The organism is Desulfoluna butyratoxydans (genome assembly GCF_900699765.1).
Lineage (GTDB): Bacteria > Desulfobacterota > Desulfobacteria > Desulfobacterales > Desulfolunaceae > Desulfoluna > Desulfoluna butyratoxydans.
Genome location: NZ_CAADHO010000003.1, coordinates 1 through 15,331 on the forward strand (window position 1 = coordinate 1; position 15,331 = coordinate 15,331).

Sequence of the window (15,331 nt, forward strand, 5' to 3'; positions counted from 1 at the left end):
TTAAATTTGTCGGTAAATTTTCTTCGTTTTTTTCCCATCTGCATCCTCTCGCTATTAGCATTATTGGGATGCAGATTCCACTTAAGCCTGTGGTCCTAAAATCGGGGGTAAGCGCAGGTGTCTATCCAATGAATCCAGGAGACGCAAAAAGTTGCGTCCTTGATTTCCACGTTCGCAAGAGGTCTGTTTATGTTTCTTAATGTAATTCAAGTAATCATTTTTTCATGTATTTATTGGACCATGAATGTGTTCTCGTTTTGTTTTGCATTCATGATTGTTGCACTTCCTATCAAGATTCTAACTGGAAACACATTACGATACTATTTTCCTGGAGATTATCTGCTTTATATTTTTTCCTTTGTAATTGGAATTCTCCCTTTGTATTTTAGTCTTTATTCAGGGATAGAAAGTTTGAATGTATCTCATAAATTTCTCAAAAGCTTTACTGCTCCATATTTGAAAATATACTATCTGATTAAGGGGTATCTGATCAATCAAAGTAATTCCAAGTCACAAGGCTTTTAACTTAGGCTGGACGACAAATTCTTGTTTTTTATGGCGTTATTAATTGATCGCTTTTGTCTTTCGGTCTGTAGCACAATGCGTCTCTAAGTTCATTCGTGCAGGCGATTGACCTCAAAAAATACAATGAATCAAAAAAACACGGATATTCAAAAAATCTGGCGAGGCTTGAAAAACCTCATATTTTCGATTTCTCTCATAATCGTGACCATTGCATTATTATTTTATTTATATAATGCGTCAGATTTTAGAGGTTTTGATCTTGAAAGGGCCATGTTTGAGCATCAAGATGCTGTTGTGTTTGCTATAGCAGTCTTTGGAGCAGAATTCGTTTTATTGTTACTATCCATTTATAGGGTAGCAAAATCGTTGGATAAAAATGCAGCAGCTTGGTTGATCGCCTGTGTTGCATTTCCCATGGTTTTGTATGTTGCGATAATCTATTTGTCCATTTTAGGTGTTTATAACATCATAAAGATAAAATTTACCAAAAATGTCGAACCATCGCCTTCATCCAGCGTTCGTTCACCGCTCGGCTGAACCGTAAGTTACATTTCAAAAAGGGTAAATACAAAATGAAATATGAAATTTCTGGCTTTTGGGTGAGGGTCGGTGCATTATTTGTAGACGCTTTAATTTTGTGTGTTTTTGGCCTTTTTCTCGGCCTGGCTTTTTCTCAACAATTTGCAGAATTGGGTGGCTGGGGACGGGCGATCGGATTTCCAATTGCGGCTATGTATTTTGTAATACTGAACAGTCGATTCGGTGGCGGGCAAACCATCGGGAAAAGGGTGTTTAAAGTACAGGTTGTTGATAAGACCGGTAAACTTCTCAATTTAACTCAAAGTACTCTGAGATATTCCATTATTGGCATTCCATATTTTCTGAATGGGGCCATAATTCCGGAGTCAATTTTCTTTCCTGTCGTTCTTCCGCTCGTGTCGCTGCTTGTATTTGGATTCGGAATTTCTATAATCTACTTGAGCGTTTTCAATCGAAACACTCGTCAGTCGCTACATGACATTATCACGGGTACTTATGTTATTCGCAAAGACCTTGAATCAGATGAAATAGTGAAACCTATTTGGTCGGGTCACTATGCAATTTGCACCATTATTATGGTGCTTGCGTTACTTGCTCCAATATTTAGTAATCAGTTAAGTCAAAACGAATTTTTCTCAGAACTTACTGCTACCAGGAAGAATATACAGAATCTTCCCCACGTGGTTTACGCAACCATTCAGGATGGCCAATCAACCACTATACGGGTAGGTGATGAATCCAAAACGACAACCTATTTGAATATTCAAGTTATTGTAAATGACCCAAAAATTGATGCAGAGAAATTTGCTGCCAAAGTCGTGAATATAGCTTTAGAAAGTCACAAGGAAGCAACTCAAAAAAATCAGATACAGGTTGTCCTGACCTACGGTTATGATATTGGGATTGCCTCGAAATGGATCAGCTCTCGTTATTCTTTTGCCCCGGAGTATTGGCTGGCAAAGAACGAGAAAGAAATTTGACATGAAATGAGATAACTGGCTCATGATGACCGATTGTTGTGATCATAGGCACTCTCTCATTCTGCTGAAGCGAACGTTAATATCAATATGATAGGAATTATAATGGAAGCATGGCCTTTTGATCAGGCGTCAAACGTAGCTGCTATTACAACTCGTCAAGTTCTTGAGGATGGACATCCCATTTTGAGAGTTACACATTACTCTGATGACCACTCATGGGCATTTTTATGCGGAACAACAGATAATACAGACGATGGTAGGATTGTAGGTATGGGGACGGCCTTACAAATTGATCCCTCTCTCCGTGACATTGCTGATTTACCCGTTGGTTGGTGTGCCTGGCGTAAATCTGTTGATTCTCCCTGGCAAAGGGCCAAAGATCCATCAGCTTAACAATTAATTGCGAGGAAGGGTAAGAGTGAGCGAGTAAGAAGACAGGTCTTTTGAGCTATATAAAGTACAAGCCTTAGTTCACCTCAAACAGCCCCACGCTCTACTTCCAACCAAATTCTTTTGCGGTTATAGAAGCGTCCGGCCAATGGGTAGATGACGGCGCTTCAAGTATCAGATGGGCACGCTCCGCTTTGCCCATCCTATATGTGCAGGTTTGCGAATATTGGCAACCACATCTGCTGGCGACGGTTTACCTGGGGGCATGATTTCCGAAGACGACATTCGGCTGAGGTAGCGTTTCTTTGTGGTGAGGACGCAGAGTTTCCGCAGGGGAGCTCACCACGCGATCAGGTTTTCGTGCCTTTCAGCCGACATCAGGGATATTAAGACGCATCACAAAAAGAGTTTGTTCCTTGCCGTCCCTGGTCCAATGAAAACCGCTATGGCTTTGATCTGTTTGACATGCTACAAGCGTCATCGCGCTGCGAGCTTAGTGCATCCATCTTCTGCGTTATCAGAGCGTTGAGGTAAACAATTCCATCTGCAGCTCCGATGCCTTGAATAGTGGGTGCACCCGTCTTGTGAAATACCCGGGCTAAGTGTTTCGTTGCACGGAAAAAAAGTGTTTTAAACCAAGCTTATATTAAAAAAAACAGGAATATTGCTATGTCAGTTGAAGAGAAGATGTGTCCCAAGTGTAATTCACCTTATGCCTATCCCGATGGGTTCATGTGGGTATGCCCTGAATGTGCCCATGAGTGGTCAGCTGATGAGGCTTCTGATGCCTCTTCAGAAGATGCTCCCAAGTTTCTTGATGCCAATGGCACTCCGTTGCAGGATGGAGATACAGTCACCACCATCAAAGATCTCAAGGCCGGGAAAGACACCGTGAAATGTGGTACGAAGGTCAAAAATATCAGGCTTCTTGATGAACCTGTAAATGGACACGATATCTCCTGTAAGATTACAGGCTTTGGTGCCATGTATCTCAAATGCTCTGTTGTCAAAAAGGGCTAAGAGACAAGCAGAGAAACAGGGGACAGGCTCATTAAGCTGCATAACCCACCTCAAACAGCCCCACGATCCACCTCCAAGCAACTCCTTGACGGTTTTTAAAGGGGTAAGCCAATGGGGAGATGACGGCGCTTCAAGCATCAGATGGGCACGCTCCGCTTTGCCCATCCTACATGTATCGTCAGGCTTCAGGTGTCCGAAGGTCTGGGTGAACCAGAACGGTGGCTTGTTGAGTGGGGCATCTCCTGCCCGATCCCATGGAGGCAAGACGACAGGTTCATGATGACCATAGACATCATGAACCTTGTTTTATTTCCGGCCCTGTTTCTGTAGGCTCCACGGTTACGGTTTCATGGCCTTTTCCATGCGCCGAATGGCGTCTCTTTCCGCGTTGGCTTCCTGAATGATCTGCCAGCGACAGGTCATGGATTCGGGGACGATCTGATACGCTGTTTCCATGGTTTCGACGGACCGTTTCAGGCAGGTGCGGCATGGCCCCTCTAACCGTTCTTTCTGCCTTCGGAATGCGCTGTATGGCTTCTGCTTCCAGATGTCTCTGAAATTCACCTCCTGCATCGTTCCCCAGTGGAGGCTCTCTTTTGGTGCAGAACGGCCATGGGCCCAGTGGCGGACTTGCCCGGTGACGGGAAGGCTTGACATAACGCAGGGTGCCACGGTGCCGTCAGAGGCAATCACAGCGGATTTTGCGATGTTTTCCGTGCAGTGATTGAAGAGCATGAAAGGGGATACCAGGTGAAACCGCAGCACGTTTTGCAGACCGGCATTGGCGCGCATATCATAGAGCTTCCGCTTCAGATCATCCCACTCTTGCATGGTGTCGGCCAGGCAGGCCTCCTTCTGGAGCTCGGGACGCGTGACCAGGGACAGTGAACTGAGCACCACCTGATCAACCTTTAGCTTCTTCCAGAAGGCCGGGTAGGTGTCGAGGTGGATGAGGTTCGACCGCAGCAGCATCTGGGCGATATGGACCCTGGGAAACGCTGTGTGTCTTTCGGCCTTGTACTTTTGGATGGTATTGATGCAGCGGATGACCTGTTCCAGGGAAGTGCCCTGGCGAATGGGGTCATTTTCTTCACCGCTACACCCGGCAGTGGAAAAAGCGATGAGGTCCAGGCCCATATCCACCAGCGCTTCCATGGTGTCGTCATCCAGCATCGTGCCGCTGGTGGTGGTACCGACCTTGAATCCTTTATCTTTTAAGTTTTTGATGATGGAGACCAGTTGCGGATGGGCAAAGGGCTCTCCCCAGCCCTGGAGATGGATGTAGGTCTTCGGATGAAGATGGGGGAGGATGGCGTCTATCTGTTCGGGGGCAAGAAATCTGTTTTCCCAGCATGATTCGTATGCGGTCTGCGGGCAGTACATGCAGGCATTGGTGCAGACGGAGCTCACTTCGATCTGCAGCCAGTCAAGGCGAGTGCGTTGCCATGGTGTTTTCCACATACGACGTCCTCCTTTGCGGGTCCTTGAGGTACCACATGGATGACTCTATCTGTATTTCCAAACGGATGCCAGTTCTTTTGCTTTCGTGATGGTGGGGCGGCAGCCGGATATCGAATGGGTAAAAAAGAGAAAAGAGAAAAGAGAAAAGAGAACGCAAATGAGACACGAGTGTTATTTCTGCCATATCAAGACCGTTGAGTCATTGATTCGTAAATTCAAGCCTGATGCGGATACCGCTGAAGGCTTTATTTTTGCCGTGCATGAGCTGCTGGCCGCCAATCGCGATATGGCCAACCCGCAGCTGGCAACGCAGGTTCACCGGATTGCAAGGCAGCACCTGGACAATGGGAATCTGTATGCAGCGGAAAAAAAAGAGGCCAATGACCTGCTCCTCGGCCAGTATGAAGACTGGAAAAAGAGGGTGCGTGATACAGACGACCCGTTTTACACCGCTGCGAAACTGGCCGTGATCGGAAATATCATCGATTATGGTGCCCACAGTGTCAGCCGTGATATCTCCGCTCAGATTCAGGGCTTTCTCCAGCAGGACCTGACCATCGATATGCGTGGGGAATTGAAAGAGGCGCTGGGCCGCGCGGAAAGCGTTCTCTACCTGGGGGATAACTGCGGGGAGGTGGTTTTTGACAAGCTGCTCATCGAGACCCTGGGGCATCCGAATATCACCTTTGCCGTGCGCGGAAAGCCGGTCATCAATGACGTGACAGAAGAAGATGCCGGGTATGTGGGCATGGACCGAGTGTGCCGGGTTCTTTCCAATGGCGCGGATGCTCCGTCCACACTCATGGATTTCAGTTCAGACGAGTTCAAGGAGGCGTTTTACGCGGCGGATCTTGTTATTTCAAAGGGGCAGGGGAACTTTGAGGGACTGATGGAGTGCGATCATCCGAACATCTTTTTTCTCCTGATCGCAAAGTGTGCCCCCATTGCTGAACTTTTGGGTGTGGAGAAGAACAATATGGTTATTGTGAGGCGTTAGGCCGGATATTTCATGGGAAAACGGCCTGTTTGAAGCAATGGTGTATGATTGCAAGGGTTACTGCAGAGATATTAGACGCTTCAAAAACGCAACATGTAATTCTCGGTTTTATGCTCGGTTTTCTCACTCTTCGGGCGAGCCGGGTGTACTCATCTTTTGCGTTATCGGAACATTGAGGTAAACCATGGCATCTGCGGCTCTCATGCCTTGGGTATGTGTGCACTCGATTCGTGAAACATCCGGGGTAGGGGCCTCACATTCCGAACCCATGAAGATGTCCGAGTGCGGGGACAAATTCTTCGAACTGGACATCCCACGTTCGACTGTGAGATAACCGAAAACGTAATCATCATCTCTAAATCATAAAAATATAACCCTGAAAACATACCTGGTATTCATATTTTACAAGGTCGTAAATGAGGAGCGATGCCGCAAGTTTCCCCTATGGTCGTGGTGTATTCAGACCAAAAGGCTGACTACCATGTGATCAGTCGAACGGTACTGGTCGGTCGTCGGTTCGGGCTATTCGTGAAATACTCGGGCTAACCCTGGTGGAGTGGTAGTAAAGTAAAATGTGGTCGGATAGCTAAAATAGCTCTTATAGAAATATGGTAAACCATTGTCCATGTATCAAGATTAATGAAAATACAACAAAAACGAGGCCTAAAATGTTTTCGAGTTTAAGAAAAGTTGTCGTTGGTTGCATTTGTTTATTTCTCTTGTTGGCAGTTGATGGTCAGTGCCAAATAGATTCAGATAATACCAACACTATTTCTGAATATTTGATTCAAAAAGTGAATGACTGCACTGATAGTGATTTTACTACATCACTGTTTTTACTGTCTCACTTAACTCTGACAGAAAACAATATTAGAGTACTGAGTTCGATTTACAAGAGAGAGAAAGATCCAATTCGAAAAGTATTTATTGCGTTTACATTGTATGAAAGAACACTGGAAAAACGGTATGAAAATGACTTTATAAAGTTGTATCCTGTTGGTGAACAGCAAAGGCGTATTTGGAAGATATCAAGATATAAAACAGACTATGTTAATGTATCGTCACCTTTGCAAAGAAGGTTGGCTAACTTTGCAATAACCAATCAAATAGCATTAAAAAAACTTTTGTCAGGGTATGAGTTTTCCGACGGGGCTGACAGAGAATCATTGTCCGACCAAATACTTCAAATTTATAAATCCAATCCCGATTATATAGTGAGAGAACTTCATCAACATAATATTGAGTTATCAGAACTCGGGATTAAATAAATTTGGAGGAAATTATGATATATCGCATCAAATCACAAACGTTAACATTTAATGGCCAATCGTATAATGCTGTAAGCGGTCCACACGGAAGAGGGAAGCTGCCACCTGGTAACTATGAAATAAAGGTTAGGGAAGCTGTGGAAGGCAGCAAACTATCCTCCCCGTATTGTGCGGGAGGGGCTTGTTTTTTTATTCCGATAGAACCTCTGTTCAATGCAAAGGGGCGTACTGGGTTTGGCATACACCCTGATGGAAACGTAAGGGGTACAAATGGGTGTATTGGAATCATCGCCGATGATGCTAAAGTGTTTCTGGATGCCTGGAAAAGAATGGATATTGGTAGCAGGCCAACAAGTATAACTGTTTTGGATTGAATTTAGTGCTTTTGAGTCAAGAACACTTAAGTGTTATATCGTTGAGTAATGAATTGCTCTGACTCATTGTTTGTCCTATATAATGTTGAATGACGCGTGGGCCGGTATTGTAAGGTTTGCTGAAAAAAGAGCGTGTTCTTATTATGTATCAAAGTTGTACTTCAGCCAAACGGCTCATTGGCGTTGATTTAAGTGACTCAGAGTAGGATGAATTTTAGGATTTATGGCGAGAATCTATTACACAGAAGAAAAATTAAGCGGAAAGCCGATTGAAAGCGACATCATAACCATTGAACTGTTTGACTTTCTCTTTGACAGAACCGATCAATCTGAATTTGAATTCCAGAGCACGAAAATTGCCATTCTTGCGGGCTTTATCAAAGCCGGGTTCAACGTATTCAAGCATGTGAAGCTAAGAAATGACGGGCTTTACTATACATCAAAAGGGCAAACGTTTTTCCTGCCACGCTCTATCATCTTTTATGATGTGTCTGATTATAATTTTCCAACAAAATTTTACTTTATTGCCAACATCGGAAACCGACTTGAATTAAGACAATGCCGTGGGGGTGTCGGGGTTGAGTGGTTTCAGATTCCGGAACTTCATGGGCCTGTAAAAGATACGAAAATTGTGAAACGGGTCGAAAAGACCCTGGCAGAAGTGAAACGAATGGTGGAGAAAAGTGACAACGAAGGTATCTGGGTAGAGCGAAAGCCAAAAAAAGCCGAAGGCACGCCAAAAAGAGACGAGAACAGTCTCTCTTTGAGCAAGGATCAAAAAGAGGGGTTCAAGGAACTCATCGGGTTGTGTGTGAAACCTGATTCCTGCAAAGAGGCGATTGAAACATGCTTGGCCAACCTGCACGCTGAATACAGCGAAATTGTTCTGCTTGATCTTATATGCTTTTCAGAACACAACGACTGTGATTTCATCATGCGCATGGACTGGGCCGCTGAAGTCTCTGAATTGGATGGGGTGTTGTCCAGTAACATCCAACATAACCACGGCCTCCACATTGATCTGCCAACGCCCGATACCTACAGTGAGGACGCAACCGTTTCATTTGATCATGTTTTCGAAGATTACGATAAACCATTGCGAGAACATGGTCTGCAATTGGGGTTTATCGATACAGAATCAGATGAATACATCGTTCTTTTGCATAAGGTTCAAGATAAAAACAGGGTTGAACAGGCTGTGGCTAAAATTGGGTTTGATTATTATGAAAAATGAGACGAATTCCACTTCCGTGGGCTGTACATTTAATCCTAACAAGGACATGCTGCGGGTAGGACGTTGATGTTTGTGTTGCTGCCTTTACGGGATACTCAGCAATACTTTCTTGCATTCCATCAATGTCAGTAACAACCATCAGATGTAAAAGATATCCCCAACATCCCATGAATATAATACACGTATACTTCGGCATGAATGGAAGGTTGTCTTTGGTTCGATACTGGTTGTATTGGGTTATTCCATTCTCAGTTGTTTTGCTATCTTTGTACTACTTTAGAGGCCTGGGGTATTCTTTGGGTACGGGCACAATTAGGGTGTTCAATCTTTTGATCATTTGGCCTGCGATAGCAACTTCAGTGAAACGCCTTCACGACCTGAATAGGTCTGGCTGGTGGTTTTTGTTAAACCTTATTCCCCTAATCGGGAATTTGTTTCTCGGATTCCTGCTGTGCTTTATCCCTGGAACTAAGTCTGGTAATAGTTTTGAGTAGCTTTAAATGCCTAAAGAATATCGGAAAATAAACCTGTGTCCAATATGATTTTTAGTGATAAAGGAACCATGAAAACGATTATTAAAGTTTTCATCGGGCTATTGGTGTTGGCCTCTCAGGCTTTTGCATCTGAGCTGACAACAAAAAACTACACAATCACAATCGAGACCCATTGTGAGGAGGGTGTTGTTTCATGTGGTGATGTGACTTATGTCGGCACCCATAACAAAACAGGTAAATCCATCACGCTGAAGGGCGCCACCTGGAATTCAATGTGCGCCGATGGCGTTACGCCCAATCGTTTTATCGGGTATCGATTTAAAAATGGTGATATTTCCTATCTCGTGTATGAGGAGGGGCTTTTGGAGGTTTATCGTGGTGACGAGCTTCTCCTGAGCGAAGAAGGGACGTGGGTGTACTAACCCGGATATGTCACTGGTCCTTGATCACGTAGACGGGTTTTTCCGAATGGTCCAGCTGCTTGTCCTTAAGCATCCTGCGGGTTCGCTCTTCCCATTGGGAGCGGGCCAGGGCCTGCATGTCGGCGATGGTGTCCACCTCATCCATGATTTCCATCCCCAGCAGGGTTTCGATGATGTCTTCCATGGTGATAATTCCTGCTGTCCCTCCGTATTCATCCACCACCAGAGAGATGTGTTCCTGGCGAGTGAGAAGGAAGTCGAATATCACCGTCAGGGAGATGGTTTCCTGAACGGTTATGATGTCCCGCTTTAATTCAGACAGGGGCTTGGCCTCCTCTCCCTTGGCCGATGCCAGCAAGATGTCGTTTTTCATGACATAGCCGGTGATGGTGTCCAGGTTTTCACAGTAAAGCGGTATCCGTGAGAAAATAATATGCGGATGGGCTTCGAGGACCTGCTCGGAGAGCATCTCCTGTTTCAGGGCAAAGACCACGGTTCTCGGTGTCATGATGTCCTTGACCCGCAGTGAGTTGAACCGGAAGAGGCTTCTCAGGATGCGGGCCTCCTGCTTCTTTATTTCTCCGGATTTTTCCCCGAGTTCCGCCATGGCTGAAAATTCTTCCCTGGAGAAGGTATGTGGCGCTGTTTCAGGTGAAAAGAGGCGGGTGATGTACTTTGAAATCCAGACAAAGGGAAGCATGGGGGGGATAAGGTACGACAGCATCAGCGATACGGTTCCCGCAAGCTGCTTCCAGTAGGTGGCGCCAAGGGATTTGGGGATGATTTCAGAAACGATCAGGATCAGAAGGGTCAGTACCGCAGAGATGACTCCCACATACTGGCTTCCGAAAACCGCAGCGGCCTGTGCACCCGCTCCGGCTGCGCCCACGGTATGTGCAATGGTATTGAGGCTCAGGATGGCGGCCAGCGGTCTGTCAATGTTCTGCTTGTAATCATTGAGCCGTTTCCCCGCTTTTGGGCTTTTCTTCTCCACAACACCGATATACGAGTGGGGTATACTCAGAAGAACCGCTTCCATCATGGAGCAGGCAAAAGAGAAAAAAAGAGCGATGAAAATGTAAACGAAAAGTAATGTCATGTGGGGATCCTTTGATCCTTTTTTGCGTTACATTCTGTTTTTAACCAAGATATCAGGGATTCAGCATTGATTCAACATGACTTTGTGGGTGCATGCGACCCATGAAATATTCGGGTTATGATGACATTTTAATGCCTTGGCCTATTAGCATTCTCATGAAATATCCGGATTAGGGGGTGTCGATGATCAGAAAGGCTTGTGATTCAGATTGCATCAATTTAGCGGCACTCTCTTTGGGGGTGTGGCTTCAAACATATTCTGCGGATGGGATCTGTACAGAGAACTCAAGATTTGTTTTGTCTACTTTCAACGAAGAGTATTTTTTGCAGCGCCTGCGAGATTCCCGTTACCGGTGCCTGGTCTTTGAAGATGGGGTGTATATCAGAGGGTATGCCCTCATTAATTTGGAATCCCGATTTCAACGTGGCGTGAGTGGGTTTGAAATTGAAAAATTATACGTCCACTCCCCTTTTCAGGGACGTGGCATTGGCCAAAAGCTGTTGGCCGAGATAAAAGAACAGTTTGGGGACAGGTTCTGGTTGTACACGTGGGTCAGGAACAAGTCTGTGGGGTTTTATGAAAAATGCGGATTTGAGCATATCGGCACCCACCGCTTTGCCTTTGGGGATCATACCATCGAAAACCATGTGCTTGGCTATGACGGTTCATCATGATTGCCATCGGCTTTATCCGCACCTGTGCCGTATTTTCGGTGACCATTGTGGTTTCAATGCTGACGGATAATTAACCCTGTCGCACCTTGCTGCACGTTAGCCCGGATATGTGTTACCTCCGTAAGGATAAGAATGAATGATTGCTTACTGTGGAATTGACTGTTCGAAGTGCAAAAGCTATATAGCAACTCAGTCGGGTAAACGAGAAGAGTTGGAAACCGTTGCCCGAAATCTGGCACGAGCCTATCATGCTGAAGTCAAGCCGGAGTATGTTATCTGTGACGGTTGCAAAGAAGACAAAAGACATTCCTTCTTTTGCAGTAACAGATGCAACATGCGGCCGTGTTGCATTGCGAAAAATTATACGTCTTGTGCCGAATGCTCCGGGTTTCCGTGTGCTGAGTTAGAATGTGAAATTAAGAACAAACCAGATGCATGGGAGAACCTCGAAAAAATGAGTTGAAAAGTAATTTTCTCAGAATCCAGGCCCGATACGAAATGAAAACTCTTTGTCGTGGTTACTCGACTCGTGAAATATCCGGGCTAAGTAAGGATCAATAGGCTATGTTATTTGTAGTGCGCTTTACAGACAAGCCAGACAGCCAGTCGCTTCGAGAGACGTACCTTCAGGCTCATATTGCCTGGTTGGATGAGAGACGCCAAACGATCCTTGTTGCCGGGTCCATACGCGATGAACCGACCTCAAGTCCACTTGGCGCGTTTTGGGTCGTAGAGGCTGAGAGTAAGAGCAACGTCCATGAACTCTACAAATCAGATCCATTCTGGACCTGTGGTATGCGTGAACATGTGGATGTCTATCATTGGTCAAAAGCATTTGACGAGGAAACGTTGGTTTAGTTTTTCACGTTCACCGAGCGGGGCATTTGTCGAATAGTTAGTGCTACCCTTTCCTCAATCTGGAGAGGTCTTCCGTCTACTTGGAACCTATCACGCCTGTTATACTTGAGTATACCTGAAAAAGAGGAAAGATGACTTTTCAATCGTGGCTCATATACATGGCACTGGTGCTTGTTGCCACCGCAACCCCGGGTCCGGCTGTCTTTTTTATCATGACAAAGTCTGCGTTGCATGGATGGCGTCAGGCGACATTTGCGGCCCTGGGGAATATCGCGGGGCTTTTTTGCCTTGGGCTTGTGGCGGTTTCAGGCCTGGGGGTCGTGTTGCAAACATCAGAGACGATATTTACCGCCGTAAAATATGCCGGTTCATTGTACCTGATGTTTTTGGGGGTGAAGCTTATCTTTCACCAAGGCTCCGATGCCGGAATGGAAACCAGCGAATGTCACCAGGTCGGGACGGCGCCATGGAAAATATTCGCCCATGCATTTGGGGTCGCTGTGACCAATCCAAAAGCCATTGTTTTCCTCACGGCCCTGTTTCCACCCTTCATAAACCATGATGAAGCCCTTGTTCCCCAATTCTTGACACTTATTTCGGTGTTAATGGCGTCGTCATGTGCATTTCTGGTGTTTTATGCCCTGATCGCAGACAGAGCGACAGGCTGGTTCAGAAAACCGTACAGAATGAAGGCAATACGTCAGGCAAGTGGCTCTGTTTTTTTGGGCTTTGGCATTCTGATGGCAACGTCTTCAAACAAATGATGCGATGTAATTTTTTATGGTCGGCTGTGTCAAAGTCCCTGCACCTGATCTTTTGCGCAAGAATACCGATGTCCCGGGTGGTACGGTTGCCCCACTGAGGGCATCGCCTTGGAAGGTGGTCGGGATGAAAGCCCTCCTCGGTTGTACGAGGTGGGCTTTTTTGCGTTGATCCTTGCAACGTCCCCATATATCTCCCTCAATTCATAAGCAGGTTGTGACCGGGTATGTGACCAGCCTGTAGGCTTGAGAGCAAGGCCGCTGCGGTGTTTGGCCCGGATCTTTCATGAGAAAGCGTCTCAATTGGAATAATGAGACAATATTACAAGAAGTTATTGTGGAAAAGATCGATAATTCAAGGGTATAAAATGTAATTTACGATTTTCTGATCGATTTTCTCACCCTTTGGGCGAGCCGTGTGCACCCCCCAACGCTGCGAACCGCTTCAAGAGAGTTATCGCAGATAGTGCGAAAGCCCATGCGTTAGATGGAAGTCCGCTTTTTTCCAGAGCTTTTTTATTTCTGCCCATGATGTCCTTGATACCATGTAGATAGAATGGATCGAAAGTCCAATTCCTGAATGGCACATCCCTTGTCTACCAAAAAAGTTCCCTCTTGCTTTAGTACTTGTGAAACGTTCCCGGATTGGGTGCACCGTTTTTTGTGTTCTGCGTGAACGGCAGCAAATTCGTTGGATAATATGTCTATGAGAAGTGCTTACTGTTTTAAGATAAAAGAGTTGTGCTTTTTGTTAGCTTTGCAGCGTGTTGTCCAAAGTTCTCTTTCAGGTATGTATGGTTTTTCTAAATTGAAAAATGTTGAATTACAGCGTATGACTGAAAATATTCTAGTTGATTTCTCATTTAGGGCTACAGGTACTATCACTGTCCAATATCCAATGGGATTATGCCTGTTTTTTTTGCCGGAGTAGATACCACTTCATTCATTGATAAAGCAGGCAGTAGAGTCTTTAGACAATTTATCATAGCCACAGGCTGATTTACTATAGAAAGCATTTTTCTTTGTGATTGTATTTATGATTAAAGAGGTTTGGGAATAGATGCCATAAATTCTGTTTTTATGGGTGGGTGCGATCAGTGCATTCAGCCGATGCTCCATCAACACGCGCTTAAATCGAAACGGTAAGAGATAAATCGGAACATTTACTTTAGCTCAAGGACGGATCATGATGGAAAAAGAATTTCAAGAGAACGCAGTTGAAAAATCTGACGAGAGTTCAGGGGTTCAATTAAAAAACGTACTAATGAATGAGGGAATAACGGCTATTTGGATTGATAAACTATTAGACTGCTTTCGACAGGACTTTTTTTCAGATTTTTTTGAGAAAAGTGAGGCCTGGTTAATCAAGTGCGGCTTATATGGTTTATACATTGTCGGTATTTTGGGGCTTCTAACTTCATTGATTTTTCCGATCCGATATAATGCACTTCCTTTTATGTATTCTTTCGGGATTGGGGTATCTTGGGTGCTTTTGTGTGTGGTTCTTCACTATACGGCATATAAATTCGTCCCAAATATGACCAATATTATATCTTCAACACCAACCAAAATGTCATCGGAAGCGTTCTTAAACTCAATCGCCTTGATATCAGGCCTTTGTGGGGTTGTGTCTCTTCTCGCGGGCATTTTTTTCTGGATCAAAACATCATCATTTAACTCCTTTGTTATTGGTCTGTTTTCTTTTGTTTTTTGTGAGTATATGCTTGCGCTTTCGCTCAATCCGAATCTCCTTAATATCAATATTGATAAGAACATCTCTGCTGGAGAAGAATTCATCGGAATATTATCTTTTTTTGTAAAAAGTAATTTAAAGATAATTCCTATAATTTTTGGCTCTGGGATCGTTCTTAGCATAATTAGCTTGATAGGGGCCATGTTTACAAAATTCAACTATATTCCAGAGATTACCGCTAAGATGATGACCATTGGTGGTTTTACATTAACAGCTCTGTTGCCATTTGTAGGATATCTACTGTTTCTGTCCTACTATTTTGTTTTGGATTTAGTGGCTTCCGTTATTTCTATACCTTCGAAAATTGATGCCTTAAATCAGGAAAAATAGTGAAAACTTGACTCTTTGCATTACGGTTTGCCGTGACCGAAGGGTAGAGCAAGCCTTTTTTTCAAATCGTTGGGTTTGAATGTAACGAGAACTTGTCAGGTATTGTTTGAGTGTGAGAGGCCCGCCTCGGGGCTACGAGGTGGGCTTTTTT

General features: G+C 44.8%; 18 protein-coding genes. 16 read left to right on the forward strand and 2 right to left on the reverse strand.

Annotated elements, in window-relative coordinates:
- From MSL71_RS08970 to MSL71_RS08990, 5 genes are all read left to right on the forward strand, one after another.
- A partial coding sequence (locus MSL71_RS08970; RefSeq protein ID WP_218950988.1) for a hypothetical protein occupies positions 1-200 on the forward strand: 200 nt, incomplete at its 5' end.
- Between the two features lie 448 nt (positions 201-648).
- On the forward strand, positions 649-1,062 hold the full coding sequence (locus MSL71_RS08975; protein ID WP_180139088.1) for a hypothetical protein: 414 nt from the start codon (positions 649-651) through the stop codon (positions 1,060-1,062).
- Between the two features lie 35 nt (positions 1,063-1,097).
- Positions 1,098-2,045, forward strand: coding sequence for an RDD family protein (locus tag MSL71_RS08980; protein ID WP_180139091.1), 948 nt, complete (start codon positions 1,098-1,100; stop codon positions 2,043-2,045).
- Between the two features lie 102 nt (positions 2,046-2,147).
- Positions 2,148-2,438 carry a hypothetical protein gene (locus tag MSL71_RS08985; protein WP_180139094.1) on the forward strand — a complete coding sequence of 97 codons (291 nt, stop codon included), beginning with the start codon at positions 2,148-2,150 and terminating at the stop codon, positions 2,436-2,438.
- A gap of 666 nt (positions 2,439-3,104) precedes the next feature.
- Complete coding sequence (locus MSL71_RS08990; RefSeq protein WP_180139097.1) at positions 3,105-3,455, forward strand: zinc ribbon domain-containing protein YjdM; 351 nt, start codon at positions 3,105-3,107, stop codon at positions 3,453-3,455.
- Positions 3,456-3,794: 339 nt separating this feature from the next.
- Here the strand turns inward: MSL71_RS08990 and MSL71_RS08995 are convergent, their stop codons facing one another.
- Entirely contained in the window at positions 3,795-4,916 is a 1,122-nt protein-coding gene (locus MSL71_RS08995; RefSeq protein WP_180139100.1) for a radical SAM/SPASM domain-containing protein, read from the reverse strand.
- A gap of 88 nt (positions 4,917-5,004) precedes the next feature.
- On the opposite strand from MSL71_RS08995, the gene MSL71_RS09000 reads away from it, so the two are divergent.
- The 6 genes from MSL71_RS09000 (at position 5,005) to MSL71_RS09025 (ending at position 9,705) form a co-directional block, all read left to right on the forward strand.
- Positions 5,005-5,913: a damage-control phosphatase ARMT1 family protein gene (locus tag MSL71_RS09000; RefSeq protein WP_246317758.1), complete on the forward strand. Its 909-nt coding sequence runs from the start codon at positions 5,005-5,007 to the stop codon at positions 5,911-5,913.
- Positions 5,914-6,581: 668 nt separating this feature from the next.
- Positions 6,582-7,181 carry a hypothetical protein gene (locus MSL71_RS09005; protein WP_180139102.1) on the forward strand — a complete coding sequence of 200 codons (600 nt, stop codon included), beginning with the start codon at positions 6,582-6,584 and terminating at the stop codon, positions 7,179-7,181.
- Positions 7,182-7,195: 14 nt separating this feature from the next.
- A complete protein-coding gene (locus tag MSL71_RS09010) occupies positions 7,196-7,555 on the forward strand; it encodes a hypothetical protein (protein WP_180139104.1) in 360 nt (119 codons plus the stop codon).
- Between the two features lie 223 nt (positions 7,556-7,778).
- Positions 7,779-8,789 carry a DUF6630 family protein gene (locus MSL71_RS09015; RefSeq protein WP_180139106.1) on the forward strand — a complete coding sequence of 337 codons (1,011 nt, stop codon included), beginning with the start codon at positions 7,779-7,781 and terminating at the stop codon, positions 8,787-8,789.
- A 194-nt stretch (positions 8,790-8,983) separates the two neighbouring features.
- Positions 8,984-9,283 carry a DUF805 domain-containing protein gene (locus MSL71_RS26875; RefSeq protein ID WP_425484417.1) on the forward strand — a complete coding sequence of 100 codons (300 nt, stop codon included), beginning with the start codon at positions 8,984-8,986 and terminating at the stop codon, positions 9,281-9,283.
- Positions 9,284-9,351: 68 nt separating this feature from the next.
- Positions 9,352-9,705 (forward strand): hypothetical protein, encoded by a 354-nt coding sequence (locus tag MSL71_RS09025; RefSeq protein WP_180139110.1) that lies wholly within the window; start codon positions 9,352-9,354, stop codon positions 9,703-9,705.
- Between the two features lie 10 nt (positions 9,706-9,715).
- Here MSL71_RS09025 and MSL71_RS09030 read toward each other — a convergent pair whose 3' ends face one another.
- On the reverse strand, positions 9,716-10,804 hold the full coding sequence (locus MSL71_RS09030) for a CNNM domain-containing protein (protein WP_180139112.1): 1,089 nt from the start codon (positions 10,802-10,804) through the stop codon (positions 9,716-9,718).
- A 182-nt stretch (positions 10,805-10,986) separates the two neighbouring features.
- On the opposite strand from MSL71_RS09030, the gene MSL71_RS09035 reads away from it, so the two are divergent.
- From MSL71_RS09035 to MSL71_RS09055, 5 genes are all read left to right on the forward strand, one after another.
- Positions 10,987-11,478 carry a GNAT family N-acetyltransferase gene (locus MSL71_RS09035; protein WP_180139115.1) on the forward strand — a complete coding sequence of 164 codons (492 nt, stop codon included), beginning with the start codon at positions 10,987-10,989 and terminating at the stop codon, positions 11,476-11,478.
- A gap of 136 nt (positions 11,479-11,614) precedes the next feature.
- Positions 11,615-11,941, forward strand: coding sequence for a DUF3795 domain-containing protein (locus MSL71_RS26880; protein WP_180139118.1), 327 nt, complete (start codon positions 11,615-11,617; stop codon positions 11,939-11,941).
- A gap of 101 nt (positions 11,942-12,042) precedes the next feature.
- Positions 12,043-12,336 (forward strand): YciI family protein, encoded by a 294-nt coding sequence (locus MSL71_RS26885; protein WP_180139121.1) that lies wholly within the window; start codon positions 12,043-12,045, stop codon positions 12,334-12,336.
- Positions 12,337-12,467: 131 nt separating this feature from the next.
- Positions 12,468-13,100, forward strand: a complete 633-nt coding sequence (locus MSL71_RS09050) for a LysE family translocator (protein ID WP_180139126.1) — start codon at positions 12,468-12,470, stop codon at positions 13,098-13,100.
- A 1,183-nt stretch (positions 13,101-14,283) separates the two neighbouring features.
- Complete coding sequence (locus MSL71_RS09055) at positions 14,284-15,180, forward strand: hypothetical protein (RefSeq protein ID WP_180139129.1); 897 nt, start codon at positions 14,284-14,286, stop codon at positions 15,178-15,180.
- Positions 15,181-15,331 lie beyond the last annotated feature (151 nt).

Excerpts from the sequence above, each read along its gene's own strand:
- MSL71_RS08975 (WP_180139088.1), top strand. The coding sequence starts at position 649 with ATGAATCAAAAAAACACGGATATTCAAAAAATCTGGCGAGGCTTGAAA.
- MSL71_RS08980 (WP_180139091.1), top strand. The coding sequence starts at position 1,098 with ATGAAATATGAAATTTCTGGCTTTTGGGTGAGGGTCGGTGCATTATTT.
- MSL71_RS08985 (WP_180139094.1), top strand. The coding sequence starts at position 2,148 with ATGGAAGCATGGCCTTTTGATCAGGCGTCAAACGTAGCTGCTATTACA.
- MSL71_RS08990 (WP_180139097.1), top strand. The coding sequence starts at position 3,105 with ATGTCAGTTGAAGAGAAGATGTGTCCCAAGTGTAATTCACCTTATGCC.
- MSL71_RS08995 (WP_180139100.1), bottom strand. The coding sequence starts at position 4,916 with ATGTGGAAAACACCATGGCAACGCACTCGCCTTGACTGGCTGCAGATC.
- MSL71_RS09000 (WP_246317758.1), top strand. The coding sequence starts at position 5,005 with ATGGTGGGGCGGCAGCCGGATATCGAATGGGTAAAAAAGAGAAAAGAG.
- MSL71_RS09005 (WP_180139102.1), top strand. The coding sequence starts at position 6,582 with ATGTTTTCGAGTTTAAGAAAAGTTGTCGTTGGTTGCATTTGTTTATTT.
- MSL71_RS09010 (WP_180139104.1), top strand. The coding sequence starts at position 7,196 with ATGATATATCGCATCAAATCACAAACGTTAACATTTAATGGCCAATCG.
- MSL71_RS09015 (WP_180139106.1), top strand. The coding sequence starts at position 7,779 with ATGGCGAGAATCTATTACACAGAAGAAAAATTAAGCGGAAAGCCGATT.
- MSL71_RS26875 (WP_425484417.1), top strand. The coding sequence starts at position 8,984 with ATGAATGGAAGGTTGTCTTTGGTTCGATACTGGTTGTATTGGGTTATT.
- MSL71_RS09025 (WP_180139110.1), top strand. The coding sequence starts at position 9,352 with ATGAAAACGATTATTAAAGTTTTCATCGGGCTATTGGTGTTGGCCTCT.
- MSL71_RS09030 (WP_180139112.1), bottom strand. The coding sequence starts at position 10,804 with ATGACATTACTTTTCGTTTACATTTTCATCGCTCTTTTTTTCTCTTTT.
- MSL71_RS09035 (WP_180139115.1), top strand. The coding sequence starts at position 10,987 with ATGATCAGAAAGGCTTGTGATTCAGATTGCATCAATTTAGCGGCACTC.
- MSL71_RS26880 (WP_180139118.1), top strand. The coding sequence starts at position 11,615 with ATGATTGCTTACTGTGGAATTGACTGTTCGAAGTGCAAAAGCTATATA.
- MSL71_RS26885 (WP_180139121.1), top strand. The coding sequence starts at position 12,043 with ATGTTATTTGTAGTGCGCTTTACAGACAAGCCAGACAGCCAGTCGCTT.
- MSL71_RS09050 (WP_180139126.1), top strand. The coding sequence starts at position 12,468 with ATGACTTTTCAATCGTGGCTCATATACATGGCACTGGTGCTTGTTGCC.
- MSL71_RS09055 (WP_180139129.1), top strand. The coding sequence starts at position 14,284 with ATGATGGAAAAAGAATTTCAAGAGAACGCAGTTGAAAAATCTGACGAG.